Annotated in this window: 12 protein-coding genes and 1 pseudogene; 1 reads left to right on the top strand and 12 read right to left on the bottom strand. The window is 56.7% G+C overall.

Annotated elements, in window-relative coordinates; all coding sequences use genetic code 11:
• A pseudogene (locus Q363_RS20140) lies at positions 1–667 on the bottom strand (4-hydroxybutyrate CoA-transferase); the annotation flags it as partial.
• 275 nt (positions 668–942) lie between these two features.
• Here Q363_RS20140 and Q363_RS20135 point away from each other — a divergent pair.
• A complete protein-coding gene (locus Q363_RS20135; protein WP_084080584.1) occupies positions 943–2,007 on the top strand; it encodes a tetratricopeptide repeat protein in 1,065 nt (354 codons plus the stop codon).
• A 303-nt stretch (positions 2,008–2,310) separates the two neighbouring features.
• Here Q363_RS20135 and Q363_RS20130 read toward each other — a convergent pair whose 3' ends face one another.
• The 11 genes from Q363_RS20130 to Q363_RS36415 form a co-directional block, all read right to left on the bottom strand.
• Positions 2,311–2,847 carry a hypothetical protein gene (locus tag Q363_RS20130; RefSeq protein WP_051979054.1) on the bottom strand — a complete coding sequence of 179 codons (537 nt, stop codon included), beginning with the start codon at positions 2,845–2,847 and terminating at the stop codon, positions 2,311–2,313.
• A gap of 3 nt (positions 2,848–2,850) precedes the next feature.
• Positions 2,851–5,136: a nitric-oxide reductase large subunit gene (locus Q363_RS20125; RefSeq protein ID WP_035353969.1), complete on the bottom strand. Its 2,286-nt coding sequence runs from the start codon at positions 5,134–5,136 to the stop codon at positions 2,851–2,853.
• A gap of 391 nt (positions 5,137–5,527) precedes the next feature.
• Entirely contained in the window at positions 5,528–6,796 is a 1,269-nt protein-coding gene (locus tag Q363_RS20120; protein ID WP_064742688.1) for an MFS transporter, read from the bottom strand.
• The gene (locus Q363_RS20115) at positions 6,793–10,410 is read right to left on the bottom strand and encodes a hydantoinase B/oxoprolinase family protein (protein ID WP_035353967.1); all 3,618 of its coding nucleotides are present in this window, start codon (positions 10,408–10,410) and stop codon (positions 6,793–6,795) included. The genes Q363_RS20120 and Q363_RS20115 overlap by 4 nt, the downstream gene beginning before the upstream one ends.
• A gap of 154 nt (positions 10,411–10,564) precedes the next feature.
• Positions 10,565–10,852: a GYD domain-containing protein gene (locus Q363_RS20110; protein WP_035353965.1), complete on the bottom strand. Its 288-nt coding sequence runs from the start codon at positions 10,850–10,852 to the stop codon at positions 10,565–10,567.
• A gap of 537 nt (positions 10,853–11,389) precedes the next feature.
• Positions 11,390–11,896, bottom strand: a complete 507-nt coding sequence (locus tag Q363_RS20100; protein ID WP_051979052.1) for a hypothetical protein — start codon at positions 11,894–11,896, stop codon at positions 11,390–11,392.
• Positions 11,897–11,909: 13 nt separating this feature from the next.
• The gene (locus Q363_RS20095; RefSeq protein ID WP_245632346.1) at positions 11,910–12,671 is read right to left on the bottom strand and encodes a succinate dehydrogenase/fumarate reductase iron-sulfur subunit; all 762 of its coding nucleotides are present in this window, start codon (positions 12,669–12,671) and stop codon (positions 11,910–11,912) included.
• A gap of 12 nt (positions 12,672–12,683) precedes the next feature.
• A complete protein-coding gene (locus Q363_RS20090) occupies positions 12,684–14,411 on the bottom strand; it encodes an FAD-binding protein (RefSeq protein ID WP_035353959.1) in 1,728 nt (575 codons plus the stop codon).
• Positions 14,408–15,166, bottom strand: a complete 759-nt coding sequence (locus Q363_RS20085; RefSeq protein WP_035354000.1) for a hypothetical protein — start codon at positions 15,164–15,166, stop codon at positions 14,408–14,410. The genes Q363_RS20090 and Q363_RS20085 overlap by 4 nt, the downstream gene beginning before the upstream one ends.
• Before the next feature lie 1,030 nt (positions 15,167–16,196).
• Positions 16,197–16,556 (bottom strand): aspartate 1-decarboxylase, encoded by a 360-nt coding sequence (gene panD, locus Q363_RS20080; protein ID WP_035353956.1) that lies wholly within the window; start codon positions 16,554–16,556, stop codon positions 16,197–16,199.
• Between the two features lie 238 nt (positions 16,557–16,794).
• The gene (locus Q363_RS36415; RefSeq protein ID WP_051979051.1) at positions 16,795–17,994 is read right to left on the bottom strand and encodes a response regulator; all 1,200 of its coding nucleotides are present in this window, start codon (positions 17,992–17,994) and stop codon (positions 16,795–16,797) included.
• Positions 17,995–19,571 lie beyond the last annotated feature (1,577 nt).

Below are 19,571 nucleotides of genomic sequence, written 5' to 3'. Positions count from 1 at the left end.
AGCATACGGCGTTCGGCATGCCGCCGATCCCTATCTGAAGGCACGAGCCATCCTCGATTTCGGCTGCGATGCGCAGAGCTACCGTGCGATCAATCTCGCCCGGGTCCGGGTTGGGCAGCTCCGCGCACGGCTGATGATCTCCCTCAATGACGAAATCGACCTCGCTCACATGCACGCCGTTCTCTTTGCCGAATACGTATGGCATCTCACGATTGATCTCGACGATCACCACCTTCGCGCGTTCGACGACGGCACGTTGCCACAAATTTGTCGGGCCGAAGTTGAAATATCCACCGTCGTCCATGGGGCAAGTTTTAAAGATGGCGATGTCCACAGGATCGAGAAAGCGCCGGTAATAATCAGGCACCTCTCCCAGATTCAGGGCACATAGTTGCAACGGCCTGCGTCGTGTTTCCTGCGGTCGTAGGCTGAAAAATGCCAGCTGAAGATGTGGAAATGCTTGCCTTCCGGATTGTCTTCGATCACAGCGCGGGGACGTAACGACAGGCAGGAGCGGATCTTGACGTTCGCTAGTTCGTCTTTGCGTGCAGCTAGCTAGCGCTTGATCGAAAACATCGGGCTGGCAATGCGACACACCATAGTCCAGCCACATGCCGGATTTGACCAGGCTGGCTGCGTGTTCCGAGGAGATCGTTTCACCAGGCATCTGTGATCCCTTTGCCAGTGCGATTCACGTTTAGGAGAAGAGTTTATAACGAAGACCGCGGAGAAAGATTCTCAGTTCTCGCTATCAGGCGATGTCATAAGTTTGCGTCCTTTGGTCGCCGGGACCCCGGGGCTTAGCACCCTTTTGGTTGAGGCCCTAAGCTGGGCTGGTGACGCTGCGAAGAATCGGAAACTAAGCCGTAGTTGACGCAGCCATACCGAGTGAATCACGGGCTATGCAGAAATAAGCCTCTCCAAGTGATCTGCACGCCAGAAATGGCCAGCATACTTTGTCAGCACTGGCACGCCTGCCGCTTGATCTGCGAACTGTGCGAACTTTCCTCGCCCGCAGTATTGGTCTGCCTGACTCCTAATGTCAGCGCTATAATCGCGTGCATGAAATCCCGATATCTCGGAGTTTGGATTCTTTGGGCTTCGTTTGTGGCGGGTGTGACTTGCTCTGGGGAAGCGGCGAGCGCCCAGGCGGCGGCACCATCCGACGATGCGCAGGCGCTGATAAAACAGGGACAAAAGCTCAATAGCGAGGGAAAGCAGGATGAGGCGCTCAAACTATACCACCAGGTACTCGAGAAGTCCCCAAACTTATACGAGGCGCATCTCGAATCAGGCATTGCCCTTGATCTGAAGGGTGACTACGCGGCGGCGCGCGAGCAGCTCCAGAAGGCGATCGATGTGGCTCCGGCGGACCAGAAGAATCGCGCTAGGCGCGTGATGGCCTTTTCTTATACCTTCGAGTGCAACGCGGCCGAGGCCGAGACGTACGAGAAGCAGGTGTTTGATACGCTGCTGTCCAAGCCGGACTTTGAAGCGGCGGCCGGAGTAGCCAATGAGCTGGCACGTATCAAGCTCGAGTGCGGCGATATTGATGGCGCCGCGAACTGGTACAAGACCGGCTATGACACCGCGATGCGCAAAGCGGAAATGAAAGAAGCCGACAAGAACCTGTGGGCATTCCGCTGGGCGCATGCTCAAGCCCGTATTGCTGCGCGCCGTGGACAGCGCGACGAAGCACAGAAACAGATTGCTGCGGCGAAAGCTGCACTCGAGAAGGCGAACAATCCGGACCAGGCACAATTCTTCCCGTATCTTACCGGATATGTTGCGTTCTATGGTGGCGACTACAGAACGGCGATCACGGAACTGGGAAAGGCCAACCAGGAAGACCCGTTCATCCTGATGCTACTCGCGCAGTCCTATGAGAAGTCTGGGGATCCTGCACGTGCAAAGGAGTATTACCGCAAGGTCATGGCCAATAACGGACACGGCCCGACGAATGCGATTGCGCGTCCGGTGGCGCGGAAGAAATTGGCTGGCGGATAGTATTAGCTGTCTGGGAATCCCTTTCGTTACCTTTCGCTACCCACACGGCTGCCAGCAGCGCGATGCCACGATCCTGAGTGGATGAGGCGCAAGGCGGAGGTAACAGCTCGAACTATCTGCACGCCTGAAATTACTTCCTGTTGGCCGACGACCCGGAAACTGTCCGGTGCTGGCTCGAATTGAAGTGCCTTCACAACGTTTCAGACGTAATCCGGTCACTTCTCAAACATGCAAATCCAATTAGAGGGAACGAGACATGACTACGAGCGGAGGCCACCCCTTGAGCCCGCTCGGTGCAGGTCATCACGGCCGTAATAGAGGGCTGTTGTTAGCAGTGCCATGAGCAAGATTTGTAGAGAGGCGCTGAACGATCAGGCTAAACAGTATTAGGACTGATGTAAGAACAATCCGCGGATAGAGGCCGCTAACGCGAAAGAGTTCTACTATGAGGATCAGGCTGGCCAGTACCAACAACGTGAGCGACATGGCGCGATGGAATCGTTGCATCCCGTATTCAATTCCGTGCAGATCTCTTGATTCAATCTCTCGGCCATGATCGGAATCAGTGCAGGCGGCCTTGCTTCTGCATGAATTGCAGGCTTCTGCCGGAGCGCGGTAGATGACGACTCCTTTCGCTGAATCCGAGAAGATCGGAAACAGATGCTGATCTTGCGGGCACCTCCAGATATCCCGGTCAGGGTGATAGGTGAAGCCGGCTGTACTCGCTCCGAGAGACCGCCGGTGAGCATATCGCGCTGCCCATTCCAGGAAGAGCGCGATGAACGCGAGGGAAACGGCATATCCCAGCATGAGGATGAATTCAAGAGGAATGCGAGCCATGATTCAACGCTCCTGTGCCGGAGCCACAACGTCGGTAAACAACATTTCTTTCGGTTCCTCCGACGTAGAGCCAGTTCGCATGTGGCGAATGCCGAGGAAGGATAAGTAGAGAATCGGCAGGGTTCCTCCAAGAATAAAGACAAAATCTCCTGGCATGCGCAACCACTCCAGTACAGAGTTTGCACGGCTGCCAATATAGTTCAGCGTCCGCGCGTCATAGTAGCTCACGCTGATCGAGTGATAGAGCTGCAGAATCCCCAGCGGAAATAGTGTCGCGAAGACCATCCATGCCAAACCGAGGTTGAGAGACCAGAAGCTGATGCGGGCAGCCTTATCCGACCAGTACTTTTCCGGGATGATGTAGCGCAGGCAAAAGAGCGCGAGACCGATCGACAACATCCCATACACGCCCATGAATGAGGCATGTGCGTGATTCGCAGTCAGAGCAGTGCCAATTTCGTAGTAAGAAACAATGGGTAGATTGATGAGAAAGCCAAACACGCCGGCGCCGAGGAAGTTCCAGAAGCCGACCGAGGCAAGGAACATCACAGCCCAGTAATGCGGAAATGGCGTCGTCGCTCGCGCCCCTTGTGCCGCCCCCAGTTGCAGGAAGCTCCACGCCTCAACTGTAAGGAAGGTAAGTGGGATAACCTCTGCGGCCGAGAAAAACGCACCAAGCGCCATGTGCATCGCAGGCTCACCAGAGAAGTACACGTGGTGCATGGTGCCTACAATACCGCCAGCAGAATAGAGAATAATGTCGAGATAAATCACTCGCAATGCGGTTCGCTCGTGAACTACACCCAGAAGAACAAAGGTGTACGCAACCAGAATCGTTGTAAACAGCTCGAGAAAATCTTCGACCCAGAGATGCACTACCCAGAAGCGCCAGAATTCGGTAGTCGTAAAATGCTCTCCGGGATTTGCCAGGAGGCCGACGGCATAGAAGGCAGGAATTGAAAGCGCTGAGAAGACAAAGAGCCACGGCATGTTTCCTGCGTGTTCGGCAGAGAGCCGGCCGCGGAGCCCCCGATAGAGAATGACAACCCAGAAGAGCAGACCGACGGTTAGCAGGATTTGCCAGATACGCCCGAGGTCCAGCCATTCAAAGCCCTGATCACCGAACCATGAGTTACGAATCAGGCCCCGGATTCCGCCGAATTCTCCGAGAAGACTTCCGACCACGACGATGACGAGCGCACCCAGCAATCCATATGCGAGCAGCTTTTGTCCTCGTGGCTCGCGGCCTACGATCATCGGCGCGAGGAAGATACCGGCCGCGAGATAGGAGGTAGCAACCCAGAAGATTGAGAGCTGCAAGTGCCATGTGCGGACGAGGTTGAAGGGAAGAACGCGTCCCAGATCGATACCGAAGAAGTTCTGTAGCTCGGCGCGGTAGTGTTCTGTAGCGCCGCCGAGCAACGTCTGGACGACGAACAGCGCCGCCATGACGAAAAAGAACCATGCACATGCATTTTGAGCGGGGGTGAGCTCTACTTCATCTGGAGCGCGAAAGGACACGTTGTGTTGTTCGCGGCCATGCCATCCCAGGAGATTCCACCGGCCAAAGGCTCCCAAGAGCAATCCCGTTCCGCCTAATAACGCGATCAGCGAAAGCACACTCCATACGACAGAGTCGGCCGTTGCATGATTGTCCACAAGCGGCTCTGGAGGCCAGTTATTGGTGTAGGAGTAGGCATGGCCGGGGCGAGCCGTAGACGCGGACCATGCAGTCCAACTAAAGAATGCGGTCAGCTTGCGAATGTCTTCCGCATCAGAAATGGCCTTCGGTCTCAAGCCGAACTTCGTGGTGGGCTCACCAAAGAACGTTGCGTAGTAGACGCGGCACTCTTCAAATGCATGGACCTGGGCGTCTGTGTATAAGAGTGTGCCCGTGCTTTGGTCGAATCGGTTTGTCTTGAAGTCTTGTATGGTGCGGCTGTGTGCTGTGTCGGAGTTTTGGCCACCGTAAAAATCAATACTTGAGAGTGCCGCGCGATGCAGATATTCCGCGGTGAAGTCCGGCCCAAGATAGGCGCCATGGCCAAAGACCGAGCCGTATTGCATCAGGCCGTTGCCCAGAAAAATCTGCTGACCATCCATAATATCGCTGCGAGTGAAAAGGACTGCGCCGTTCGTATCTTTGACGACGTCTGGAATAGGAGGTTCGTCGTGATAGGTGTAGTAGGTCAGCACACCCATAATGAAAAACCCAATGATCAGGACGATGACTGCTGCCTGAATCCAAGCACCAGAGACCATGAGTGGGCGCTTTACAATCGTGGGCATAGATCACTCCTGCCGTGGATTTTCAGTACCTACAGGGCCCGCAAAGCTGGAACGACCATCATCTATCGTCCGTAGTTCTGCGTCAATGCGGTTGCGGACGAAGAAGCTGATTTTCGGTCAAGCGATTGTTGGGCGTGGCCAGGAACGCATTGGCCACATTATTAGTTGTTGTTAAATTGATGAGCCTAGCTAGGGCAGCCCGCGTTTGGATTCGATGCCCAGATACCGCCCGTCGTACTCATTCCTCCCGATTTACGGGCGACCCCCTTCCATAATCCCGTAAGGGAAGGGTTGGCGACGGTCCATCCGCAACCGTGGCCGAATCCATCACGTCTTGTAAAGTGACAAAACTGCGCCATGCCATCCGATAGAGATAGGGGAGCGTCAGTCACTATGTCAGTGGTCTACCTTTTGTCTCGGGAATCCAAAGCCAACAAAATGCAGCAATAACGAATGCGGTACCGGTGATTGCGAATGCGTCGCCGAATCCGTGCTGTTGGGCCATGTTCCCAACTGCAAATGGCGCGGCGGCGCTTGCAATGCGGCCAACGTTGTAAGCAAAGCCTTGTGCTGTAGCGCGGACTCGGGTTTGGTAGATCTCAGCCGTCACTGCGGCGAACCCGGTGTAGTAGCCGGTCCCGAAGAATGCCACCAGCGGGCCGAGCGCTATAAGCAACCATGATGTATGAACGCGCGCGTAGAAGAACATAAGGATCCCTGCCAATATCAAATACAAGACATAGCAGCGCTTGCGCCCAAAGACGTCGCTCAGAAAGCCAAAGCTGACGTAGCCGAACCACATGCCGGCCTGCATGGCGATCACGGTGCCAGACATAGCGTGGGCTGACAGTCCGATTCCGCCTCGATCGCGGGGCAGTGAGAGGTAGGCGGGAACCCACAGATTGAAACCCCACCACGCAAACAGGGTGCAGGAATTCATGAACGTGATGGCGATGGTGATAGGCCGCAGATCACTCTGAAAAATGCGGCGAAAGCCGTGCATGGGACCTTCGCGGGGGAGGGTCGTGCCGCGCTTCCATATTTCAGGCTCAGCCACGCGACCGCGAACGACCAACGTAAAGAAAGCAGGCAGAATTCCCACAAAGAAGACGACGCGCCAACCTTTCCAGGGGAGGATGAGACCTGCGACCAGAGCTGCGAGGGCATAGCCGACAGCCCAGGAGCTCTGCATGATTCCCAGCGCCTTGCCGCGGTGTTTGTCGGGCCACGTCTCGGCCACGAGCGCCGCCCCGCTCGCCCATTCGCCACCCATACCAAGGCCAAGCAGGATACGGAATAGTGCGAGCTGGACGATGTTTTGAGCGAAGCCGCAAGCTGCCGTGAAGAGCGCGTAGATGAGCACGCTGCCGATCAGGGCCCGCACGCGGCCGTATCGGTCTGCAATGACACCGAAGACCAGGCCGCCTGCTGCCGCAGCGAGCAGTGTGATGGATCCGAGGACGCCGGCCGTCTGTTTGCTGATCCCAAGATCCAAAATCAGAGAGGCCAGAACGAGCGCATAAAGCATCACGTCAAAGGAGTCCAGCATCCAGCCGAAAGAGGCCGCAGCTAGAGCGCGACGTGCTTCGGGGGTAGCCTGACGCCACCAATCAAGATGCCCCGGCCGTGATGTTTCGCTCAGCTGTGGTATTTTGCTCATCTCGTGCCCGTAGCGGCAGTCGTGGGCCCGAATCCCCCTCCGCCGGGCGTCTCAATGCGAAGGCGATCACCGGGCCTGAGTTCGAGCCGTACTTTGGCAGGCACCATCTCGACGGAGCCACCGGCACGCCCAACCGTGTTTCGTCCGCAGCCCCCGGGTTCGCCCCCTTGCACCCCGTAGGGATGGCTGGTGCGGCGTTCGCTGAGCAGCGTGATGGACGTTTCGGTCAACATCTCATACTCGCGCAGAATCCCTTCTCCGCCAGGATAACCGCCAGCTCCGCCACTGCCTTGCCGCAACTCGTAGCGACGAATGAAGACAGGGAGGTAATGTTCGATCGCCTCGATCGGCGTATTGCGCGTGTTGCTCATGTGGGTATGCACACCGCTAAGGCCTGGCAGGCCGTTGCGCCCTCCCATACCGCCGCCGATGGTCTCGTAGTAGGCGAAGGGAGAGCCATCGTCCGGCCGTCTTCCTCCCAGCGTCACATTGTTCATAGTTCCTTGACTCGCGGCAGGAATAATGTGGGGCAGCGCCTTCGCGAGCGCTCCAAGGACGACGTCCGTAATTCGCTGAGAGGTCTCCACGTTGCCACCGGCCACTGCCGCCGGATGCGCTGCGTTTACGATCGTTCCTCGCGGGGCGATCACACGGATAGGACGGGAGATGCCGGTGTTATACAAGACATCCTCCTGGACCAGGCATCGAAAGCAATAGAGCGTGGCCGCAAGGGTGATGGCAAAATTCGCGTTCACGCCGCCACCGGTCTGGAGCTCTGTGCCCGTGAAGTCCACCTCTGCCTGATCGCCTGCGATGCGGACTGTAGTGCGAATGGCGATGCGCTCGCGGCTGAAGCCATCATCGTCCATCACGTCTTCAAAGCTGTATTCGCCATCGGGAATGGTGGAGATGGTACGACGGAGGATGCGCTCGGCGTAGTCCTGCACCTCGCGAGCATGCCTTCGAACGCGCTCAAGCCCGTAGCGTGCAATGAACGCGTGCAGACGGGTTTCGGCGACCCGGTTCGATGCGATCTGCGCGCTGAGGTCGCCCTCGCGCTCCGCGGGCGTCCGCACATTCGCCAGAATCAGCGCCATCACATCCTGACAGATCTCACCGCGACGCACGAGTTTGATCGGGGGGAGGATGAGTCCCTCCTGGAAGACCTCCTGAGCGAGGGGCATCGAGCCGGGGCTGACGCCGCCTACATCGGAGTGGTGGGCACGATTGGCGGCGTAGAACGCCGGGGTTGGTTCTCCATCAAGAAAGATGGGCTGCACCAGAGTGATGTCAGGGAGGTGGGTGCCGCCCCGGAAGGGATCGTTGAGAATAACCATGTCGCCCGGCTCCATGCTCACCTGCTTGATGGCCGCCTCGACGGAGAGTGGCATGGCGCCCAAATGCACGGGCATGTGATCGCCCTGCGCGATGGTATGGCCATGTTCGTCGTAGATGGCACAGGAGTAGTCCAGCCGCTCCCTGATATTGGGCGAGAAGCCGGTGCGGCAGAGGGTAATTCCCATCTCCTCCGCGATGGAGACGAAGATATTTTTGAAGACTTCGAATTCTATGGGATCGAGGGTCTTTTTACATGATTCACCAGGCTCCGCTGTAGACACTACTGCGAGTTGATTCTGGTCAGTCGCTTCGATGCGTGTAGCAACAAGGGTGCCTACGCCGTCGATCCGGAAACGATAGTGCGGCGAGATGACCACGGTTGATTCGCCGCTCGTAAGGATCGCCGGCCCCTGTCCTTCCATGCCGGGGAGCAACGTCTCCCGATGGTAGATTGCCGTCTCCCACGTGCGGCCCGCAAACCATGCCGGGCGCGTGCTGACCGGTGGCGGCAAGGGTTGGCTGACAGCCAGTGATGAAGAAAACGCGGGCTTCTGCGTGATGCCGGCGGCGTTGACGCGGACGTTGACCACTTCAGTGATACGCGAGGGATTCGAATAGCCGTAGAGCCGGTCGTGTCGACGGCTGAATTCCGCATTGAAGTCAGGGCTGAGGGACACGTTAATCTCGTAGGCCTGTCCCTGATAGCGCATATCGAGCGAGCATTCGATGACGATGCTCTGCGGCCCAAAGCCCTCGCTGGCGAGATCTGCCTGCGCCTGCCGGACCAGGGGGGCGAGATGCTGCTGCAGATCAGAGAAGGTGATGGCGCTTGATGGCTTCAGGATGGTCTGCGAGTAGTCTTTTCTCACATCCGCGAGCAGCATGCCCAGCGCCGAGAGGACGCCCCCATGCTCCGGGACAATCACGGTCCCGATCTCGAGCGCGTCTGCAATGTGGCAAGCGTGCATGCCTCCTGCCCCGCCGAAGGCCAGCAGTGCGAACTCACGTGGATCGTAGCCGCGCTGGACCGAGACGGCCCGAATCGCACGTTCCATGTTGGCGTTGGCAATCTGAATGATTCCCTCTGCTAGCCGCGTAGAAGTGATCTGAAGTTGGTCTGCGAAGGCCCGCGCGCGTTCCGAGGTGCGTTCGACGTCAAGCTGCATGCGGCCACCGAGAAAATACTTCGGATCGAGGCGGCCGAGCAGCAGGTTCGCATCGGTGACGGTCAGCTCGTCTCCCTTGCCATAACAGACTGGCCCTGGATCGGCGCCAGCACTGTGGGGGCCGACACGCAACGAGCCACCGCTATCCATGTAAGCGATCGAGCCACCACCAGCGCCGACCGAGTGGATGTCGAGCATCGGCAGACGGACGGGAAAGTCCCCTACGGTGGACTCGTTCGTCGTACCCAACTGGCCGTCGATGAGGCTGACATCTGTGGAGGTGCCGCCCATGTCGAAGAGAATCACTCGATCAAAACCGGAGGCGCGAGCAACCGCTTGCGCTCCTATGGCGCCGGCGGCAGGACCGGAGAGGATCGTGCGCACCGCAGAACTGCGAGCCTGGGGTGCGGAGATGGAGCCGCCGTTCGATTGCATGATGTGCAACCGCGTTTCACCGAGACCATGGTCCAGGGTAGAAAGATAACGCGACATGATGGGTGTCACATAGGCGTTGACCACCGTCGTGCTCCAGCGCTCGTACTCGCGATATTCGGACAGAATGCTGTGAGAGGATGAGACCGCAAAGCCAGCTAACTCCAGGTGGCGAGTAGCCTGCTGCTCATGGAGCGGATTTGCGTAAGAGTGAAGAAGGCACACAGCCACACACTCAACTCTCGCGTGATTTAGTTTTTCGGTCAGTTCTTCCAGTTCCCGCAGCTGTAAGGCCTCCAGCACATTCCCGTGACAGTCAAGCCGTTCGGCCAAGCCAAAGGTAAGGCCATCGTCGATCATGGGCCGGTTGCCCCGCACCTGGAAGTTATAGAGCTCGCGTCGGGTCTGTCGCCCGATTGCGAGAACATCTTCAAATCCCTTCGTGGTTACCAACGCAACGCGGGCGCCCTTGCGCTCGATCAGCGCGTTGGTGGCCACGGTCGACCCGTGAATTACTTCGAAGACAGGATCGCTCCCCATCAACTCCCCAATACCGGAGAGCATGGCGCGAGCTGGATCGTCCTGAGTAGAGCGGACCTTATGAACCGTAAGCCCGCCAGCATCAAGCCGCACCAGGTCGGTAAACGTACCGCCAGTGTCTACACCAAATCGAATCATTCGCCTCTCTGTTAACTGCACCTGCTGTAAAAACACTGAAGAAAAGCAATTGCACGCAAATCAAACCGATCATACTTCAGGCCCAGCACCTGCATGGGAATGACCGGTTGCCGTGATCAATTTAGCCGCCTCGCTTCTCCGCGTATTCAGCAAACTACAGAGCTGCGAGAAATTCTGTCCACGGAGTGGCGGTCAGCGTTTCCGTAATTGAATGTCCATGGCTGCGGATGATCATCGCAGCTCTTTCAATATCCTTGGGATCGTCAGCCTCGACGATATCTACTACGTCGAAACGCCCCAATGTAGCAAAGCTTTGCTTCCAAGTAACACCTTTACAGTCCTTCTTGATTCTTGCGGACACTGCGTCTGCTAGTTTTCCGAAGTCCTTGGGCTCTGCGAATGCCCCTGGCGAAAAGCGGCTGAGAATCACATAAGTAGCCATTTCATACCTCCTGCGGCGCGAACGACTTGCTTGACCTATTATCGGCCTCCTGCGACTCGCAGGTACATAATCGCGCAGAAATGCGATCCTCGTGGCGCCTCAGAATTACAGGGCCGAAGTACAGGAAAAATTCGTAGGGTACGGGGCGCAAGTTCACAGCGCAAGCTCACGCTCTCGTTCGTAAGTGATCCACGTTTGATCACGTCCGGCGTGAACACATCACCCTGCAACAGCCAGTCGTGATCGCTTTCCAACGCGTCGAGTACCTCGCCGAGCGAACCCGGCGTACTCCTGACCCTAGCGGCATCCTCGGGCTCAAGCTCATAGAGGTCCTTATCGACGTTCTGGAAATAATTGGTCAACTTCCGGCTTGCCGACGTCCGAAATCGGGGTTCGCAGTTCGATCCCATCTCTGACCACGACTCTGAAAGCCTTGGAAGCTTTCGCCGCGAGGATTGGCGACGCAGATGCATGAAGCAGTCCGCCGCGGCCTCTCGTGCTGTTATCTCGCCAACCTGGAAGAGGACAAACCGTCGCCTATATCGGGGGTGCATCCTGTACATCGATCGGAGAGGGTTCCTGTTCCCATACGTAGGTTGTGGTTTGCAGCAGGCGTACGCAGCGATTCCAGCGAAGGATGGCATCATCGTTTCCTGCTGGACGAACCTCTTCGGCCTCTGCGAATGCGCGCAGAGCCTGGTCGAAGAGCGGCATTAATGTATGAGATGGGAGGCCGGCGTGGAGCTGCGCCTTCGCGCGTCGTTCGTATAAAATCCCTGCATAGTAGAGCCGCTCATAAGTGTCGTTGAGCTGCTGAAATGTCGCTTCCGCTTCGCGGTAACGATCGGACGAGCCGCCCGTGAACTGATCTGTAAGGGCAAGCCCAAGCAACCGCAATGCAAGTTGATGTTGTGGTGCGATGATCAGGATATCGCGACAGATCGACTCTGCTTCTTCCGGTTCGCTGAGGCTGCGGTAGCGTTCCGCCTTTGCGATGGCCTCGGTGATGGCTGCGGACGAAATACGTTTCAGCTCGTATGTCATGGTGCCCTTCCTTTTACAAATGAGCTTTTCCGGCGCTGCGGATCTTGCGGACAAGCATGAGCAGCGGATCATAGTATTCATCCACGACCCGCTCCTTGAGCGGGATGATGGCATTGTCCGTGATATGGATATCTTCAGGGCACACCTCGGTGCAGCACTTGGTGATGTTGCATAGCCCAAGGCCCAGTTGCTCCTTCAACACGTTGGCCCGCGAGACGTCGTCAAGCGGATGCATCTCAAGCGAAGCCGTGCGCACGAAGAAACGCGGTCCACCAAACTCCTCCTGTTTGCCGTGCTCGCGCAGAACGTGGCAGACATCCTGGCAGAGGAAGCACTCAATGCATTTGCGGAACTCCTGCACGCGGTCCACATCGCGTTGGTACATCTTCCACTCGACGCCGGCACGTGGCTGGAAGGGCGGGATCTTTTGATTCACCTTGAAATTCCAGGAGACGTCCGTCACCAGATCCTTGATGACTGGGAATGCCTTCATGGGAAAAATGGTGATGGGCTGGTCGAGTGGAAGCGAGTCCATGCGCGTCTTGCACGTGAGCCGCGGATGGCCGTTGACCTCGGCTGAGCAGGAGCCGCATTTACCCGCCTTGCAATTCCAGCGAACGGCGAGATCGGGTGCCTGGTGTGCCTGAACCGAATGCAGCGCATCGAGCACAACCATCCCGGGAACGAGCGGGACTTGATAGTCAACAGCCTTGCCATCCTCCCGGTTACCCCGGAAGACCTGCAACGTCGCCTGCGCTATCGGGACATCAGCCACAGCCTGCCTCCGTTATTTAGCTCCACTCTCCTCTACGAGCAATTGCTTCAGGTCATCTGGCATCTCGAGGACGGGTGCTTCGAAGAGCGTCATCGTGTCCGCCTTTTTCACCACGACATTATGCATCTTTCCCCACGCATCATCCAAGCCGGGGTAATCGATGCGGCTGTGAGCGCCCCGGCTCTCGCGACGCGCGAGCGCGCTGCGCGTGACCGCTTCGGCGATGGTCAACATGCTTTGCAGGTCGCGCGCAAGGTGCCAGCCGGGGTTGAAGAGCCGCGAACCTTCCGCATGCGCGCGGGACGCGCGCTCTTTCAGCGTGTCGATCTCTGATAAAGCCCGTCGCAGGTCTTCGTCGTTGCGAAAGATGCCGACAAGGGTCTGCATAACACGCTGCAAATCATCGTTTATCGGGTAAGGGCTTTCGCCGCCGGAGCGCTCGAAGGGCACAAGCATCTGCCGTTCCGCATCCTCAATTTGCAAAGAGTCGATTGCGGGTGCCGGGCTCCGCTTGGCGTGCTCGGCGGCCGCCAGTCCGGCGCGCCGGCCGAACACAAGCAGATCAGAGAGTGAATTGCCGCCCAGCCGGTTTGCACCGTGAAGGCCAACAGCTGATTCTCCCGCTGCAAAGAGCCCCGGAATTGTGCTCTGTGCCGACTCTGCATCCACACGGATTCCCCCCATCATGTAGTGACACGTCGGGCCGACCTCCATGGGCTCCTTCGTGATGTCCACATCGGCCAGTTCCAGAAACTGGTGATACATGCTGGGTAGCTTTCGCTTTACGTAGTCTGGGGGCTTGTGAGAGATGTCGAGGAAGGCGCCACCGTGCTCGGTGCCGCGACCCTCACGCACTTCCGTGTAAATCGAACGTGCGACGACATCGCGGGTGGATAGCTCGAGCTTCTTGGGGTCGTAGCGCTCCATGAAGCGCTCGCCATTCTTGTTGCGTAGGATGCCGCCTTCGCCGCGCACCGCTTCGGTCACGAGAATGCCTTGCACGCCCGGAGGCCACACCATCCCGGTGGGATGAAACTGGACAAACTCCATGTCCATCAGGTCGGCGCCTGCATCAAAGGCAAGGGCCATGCCGTCACCTGTGTATTCCCACGAATTCGAAGTGATCTTCCAGGCTTTGCCGATGCCGCCCGTGCAAATGACGACAGATTTTGCCTTGAAGACGACGAAGCGCCCCTGTTCGCGCCAGTAGCCGAAGGCGCCGGCGATACGGTCGCCGTCTTTGAGCAGACGCGTGATGGTGCACTCCATGTAAACGTCGATGCCCTGGTGCACGCCGCGATCCTGCAAGGTACGGATCATCTCGAGCCCAGTGCGGTCACCGACATGACACAGCCGTTTGAAGGTATGGCCGCCGAAGGCTCGTTGCAGAATCTCACCACTCTCTGTGCGATCGAAGAGGGCACCCCATTGCTCCAGTTCGCGCACGCGTTCGGGAGCTTCCTGGGCGTGAAGCTGGGCCATGCGCCAGTTGTTCAGGAATTTTCCGCCGCACATGGTGTCGCGAAAGTGCGCGCGCCAGTCGTCTGCCGCATCCACGTTCGCCATTGCCGCGGCGATGCCGCCTTCAGCCATTACCGTGTGCGCTTTGCCAAGCAGGGACTTGCACACGACGCCGACGGTTACGTCCTGGGCCAGGGCTTCGATTGCCGCCCGCAGACCCGCGCCGCCCGCGCCGATGATGAGTACGTCGTGTTCGTGTGTTTCGTACGCAAGGGTCACAGGAGTCGAATATCCTTGAGGAGACCTGCGGAGACCATGCGCACGTAGAGATCGGCAAGGCCCACTGAGATGAGACTCATCCAGGCATAGAGCATGTGGCGTTCATTCAGACCGCTGAGCCATCGCCACGCAGTATGACGCGTGGGGCCAAACGACGTGCAGGAGAAGCAATCGAACTTTCCTCCCGCCAGGTGACGCAGGGAGTGGCACGAAAGAGTGTAGAGAGTCAGCAAGACGATATTGACCAGCAGGACAAGTGAGCCCACGCCGATTCCAAACCCGTCTGGGAAAAAGAAAGCGCGAATTGCGTCCGGCCACAGGAAGGCGAGATATACAAATGCGAGGTAAAGAAACCAGCGATGGAGGTTTTGCAGAATGAATGGAAAGCGAGTCTCACCACGGTACGCTCCTCTGCCTCCTTCGCTCACCGCGCAAGCGGGCGGATCGAGAAAGAACGCGCGATAATACGCCTTCCGGTAGTAGTAGCAGCTCGCCCGGAATCCCAGCGGTCCTGCCAGAATCAAAAGTGCCGGGGAGAACCGCCACCAGTGGTGCTCAGGATCGATCAGAGGGGAATAAAACGGAGATAGGTAAGGCCCCCACGCATAGAACTTTCCTTCGAAGGCGCGAAAGGTGGCGTAGATGCTGAACGTGCCCAGCAATATGACAACCGGCACAAGTTCAACCCACCACGCATCCCGACGCAGCGTACTACCGAAACCGCCGATCTGAACAACTGCAGAAGGCTTCGCCATGGGTGCCCCCACGTCGGTCATAATACTAGCCGCAAAAGATACTTTTGCAAATCAGAATTTTGCAACTCTCGTCTGGATGAGGGTCTTGAGAACAGCCAGTTGCAGGACTCGGAGACAACGCTGCCCACTTGACGCTGATTGGTGGATGACGGTCGTACTCTATCGGAACCGCTCCATACCAACATCATTCGACGAGGCTCGACCTGTTCGGGGAGCGGTTCGGATAGAGCCGTAAGAAGTAAGCCGATGGTGCGGTGAGGGCAGGGTGCTCGGGGCTATGGGTTTTCAGCCCCGTTGATGGCTGGAGGGGCTGGTGAGAAGCGCGGCAAGCGACGAACTCCGGAATGTGGGGAGTGCGCATCCTGCATGCGGTCAGGGCACAGAGTGTTGGTGACTTCGATGGTCACACGGCCGTTTCGAGGCACGGGGCAGACGTTCAGAGAGCATGGCGAGAGGCATGCGCAATGGGTCGGGTTCAGCGGGCGCTCAAGAGGTGTCATACGTACATGCCAGTCTGGTTTCGGCGAAGGCGATCTGGGCAGCGGTAAGCCGCTCGACCACGCGCATGGGGCCGTGGCAGTGAGGGCATGGCCAGGTAGTAAGCTTGCTGGACAACGATGCAGCAGTTGCCTGCAGGGATTGGTGGAGGAGGCAGCGGCAGATCGGCAGCAACTCTCTGCGTTTACGGTTGGCGAGCCAACCGAAGTAGCGGATGCGGGGGAAGCCTCTGGGCTCCACTTGGAGTTTCTAGCAGAGAAGTTGCGTCCGGGCGCTTCGCAGGTCATCTCGGCGAGCGACAACTTCAGTGTTCCTAACAATGGACGATGCGTTCTTAATTACGGCATGCCTGCGTGTCGGTATGCGTTTCGCATGCTCGTACCGACGCGGATAAAAGCTTCGAATGGGCTAGGATTCAGCCCGAACGCTTATCGCATTAGCTACCTCAAAGGGTACACGCCGAGTTCTCCTTGAATCCTCGATGAGAGAAGCTGATTCCCATCCTCGGTCTTCAACTTGTGTAGAGCATAGTTCAGAACTTGTGAGCCATGATTTGGTTCTTTGAATCCACAAAAACAAGGCGAGGTTGTAGTCTGCTTGCCTCTTCTTCGCTCAGCCAGGCGAAACTTGCGATGATTACTAGATCCCCGGCCTGAGCAAGTCTCGCCGCCGCCCCATTGATACAGATTTCTCCTGAACCCTCTTCGACTGGAAGAGCATAGGTCTGGAGTCTGCTACCGTTGGTGACGTTCCAGACATGTACAGCTTCGAAGGGCTGGATATCCGCGGCTTGCAACAGCTTCGCATCGACTGCGATGCTTCCCTCATAATTCAGATCGGAGCGGGTCACAGTGGCACGGTGGATCTTGGACTTCAATTGTTTACGCAACATGTTGTACTCGGCTCTCCTGATCGATATTTCGACTAATCATCGGCTTGCAATACTTTTATGTTCTTCTTTCGCTGCAACTGGAGGCAAAAAAATATTGTCGATCAATCGGGTATTCCCGACCCAGGCTGCGACAGCTACGATGCTCCATGATCTAAGTCGTCAGTAGTTTCAAGGAGGTCTGGATCGACGTAGGCCACTCCAACTGGTGGAAGAACATCATCGCCCCGCACTTACCGCTTTACTTCCAGCCTCCGGTCCGGATGCGACTGATCAGTGCCGATGCGATTCGCTCAGAGACTTTAAAAAGTTTTTGCGGATCTGGTTCCGTTTCGAGCCGTTCTGACCAGATCTGAAATCCGTCTGCAGCGTTGACGACCCGTGACGTAATACGCAGCAGGTTGTTGTCCTCGTGCACGGTCCCTTCAAAGACGATCTGAACATTAAGTTTTCGGGCGAGAGAAGGAACGTCAAGAGCTTGCGCGACCAGTGGCGCCACTGAACTTGCGGCGGTCACGCACAGCCCATCCGTGCGTACTAATTCGTGAATCAATTCATCGGTGATCAATTCGGCGCAAACACCAGACAAGGCGCTGTGGGACGCGTCCAAAAAAGGCAAGACGGCTATACGGATTCCCCGTACTCCAGTGAAAAGCCCACCCGGAGCGGCATCTGTCACAGTGCCGTTAGGACCATGGCTGCGTCGGGCCCGAAAGACAGGCATATAACTGCCAGGCCGGTAGTAGATAAAGACGGAGTCGTCCTTACCCACAGAATCGTAATATTCCTTTAATTTACTCCGGAGCCGGCGAGCCTCGCTGCGAACAATCGAGTCTTCACTGGGATGATAGGAAGGCGGTCGATCGTATACCTCTGTGCCAATCAAGTACTCCTTCAATCTCTGCCCGTCGCCTGCCAGGGTCGTTTCGACTGTGAAGCGAAGAAATCGGCCAAGTCGGTCCGATTGAACAAACATCGAACTCTCGAGAATTCGAGAGAGCTCATTGCGAATCGCCTCTTCTGAAATCGTATCGTACTGGGCTGCGATTGAGCCCGGGGATTTCCTTTTGCCTGCGTGAACCTCGCGAATCGCATCGACTAACTCGCGAGGAGGCCTGCTTTTCAGCAGGTAAGCTTGTGCCCCTTCGGTCGAGGCTCGCCGAATCTCGTTGTCGTCCTCAAAGGTCGTCAAGATGATGAAACGTGCGTCAGGAAATTGCGCGCGGATGGCCCTCATTGCCTCTATGCCGCTAATGTCGGGAAGCCTGATATCCATGAGAGTGACATCTGCTCTCTGTTGACAAAACCCTTCAATGGCCTCGCGTCCGCTGGAAGCTTGCGCTATTAAATGCATGTCCGGTTGAGCATTGATTATGCCGGCAAGAGTCTCGCGCATCACGGGATGGTCATCAACGTTGAAAACTGTGATCTTGTTGCTCATGCTTCCTTCAACACTTACGGCGCCCCAAGGTTGTGTTCCGACCGTCATTTGTACCCTATTTCCGGTAAGCTTATGTCCGAGTCATCTCCACGCTAACTCTCCAAAAGCAACCCTTGTGCCACTCGTAATGTTATGAAAGAGCCGAACAGAACCTCACCCCTGTTAAAATACGATCATTGTGGCGAACCAATGCCGTTTGCTCACTGTGAGATTGCACATTCGGTTCCAAACTGAAAACGGACGCAAGGGTGTTGCCTGTCTTCGGTCGTGTCCTGACATGCAGTGGGATCGCGGACCACGCGAAGCTCCAATCTGGCCAACGTTACGCGTGCTCGCGAGCGGCGAGGCTGGACGGAAACTAATCCAGGAAACCTCGCTTATTCAGCCAAATGGAAATCGAATCACCACCGAGTCAGAGATTGTGGCTGTCAATGTTAGGCCTGACCGACGAGGAGATTGTGGCCCGATTTACGGCGTCGCGCGGGAAAATTGCGAGGAACTTGCGACCTTAAGAAAACGCAGAAGATGTGCGAAGTGCTTTCAGATGCCACAAATGGGGCAGAGCGTTAAAAATGCTGCTGCCCCAATAGGGTCAACTGGACCTCGGTCAATTACTTCTTGCTATCGCGACGCTGCAGAGCCTCTCAGAAAACCACACAGGCCCTCAATTGTGGGATGTCGCTTCAAATCTCAGTCTGTTTTGCGGATCCAGGGATCTATGTCTCGAGACGAAGAGCTTGAATCGAGTTTGTATAGCAAAATATCCGCGCTCTCCAATCGCGTGGCAACTACTGTGGATCTGCGCCCTACATCAGATACTGAAACTCTCTCATAGTCAACGGGAGGACAGCCGAATAAGCAAAGTCCACTAACATCATTCAAAGTCGGGGACGCGATATTTACGCTTGGCGGATTCGTCGACCTCGAAGACATTTTTCGTAGGAAAAACACCCAGAGCGACATTGCCACCATTTACGCCTCATCCCGTCAGCGAAGCATGGGCAACAAGTCACAGTTTTCACACACTTCACCAAGAAACGCAGATCGTACCACCAACACAAAAAATCCGCGGGCCATTATCGGCTTTGGAGGTTTTGGTTCTCCCAACACAAACAACCGCGCCATTCAACAAGCCACCTTCGATTGGCTGCAAGCATTCTGGAAGCATGAGAAGTATGGAGCGATGCAGTTCTATACCCAATACTCTTACCTCCGGAACATCAGGAACATAGCTCCGCGTACCCTACCCAAACTGAGGAATTCAATGTCAAAGACCAAAAATGACGGTTGCCGAGATTCGCGCGCCCTCGTCCTACCAGCGTCGGCTAAGCGGTACTTTTCCGGCAGTCGGGCTGATGTGAAGGTGCCCTACCGCGAACTCTCTCTTTCTGAAACGACACAGCGACAGGGTTGAACAGAACGCTCTGCCACTCTACGACACCTCCGGCCCTTATATACAGATTCCAAAGTTGACATCGATCTTGCTCGTGGGCTCCTACACAGCGCCGCGCCTGGGCTCGAAGCCAGCGCAAAACAGGTTGGGGCCGGGCAGGTTTCCACTGCGTCGTGAAGTGCTC

The sequence above is a fragment of the Edaphobacter aggregans DSM 19364 genome (genome assembly GCF_000745965.1).
GTDB classification, from domain to species: domain Bacteria; phylum Acidobacteriota; class Terriglobia; order Terriglobales; family Acidobacteriaceae; genus Edaphobacter; species Edaphobacter aggregans.
Note: the sequence above shows the minus strand (reverse complement) of the source record. Positions and strands in the feature narration are given on the sequence as shown.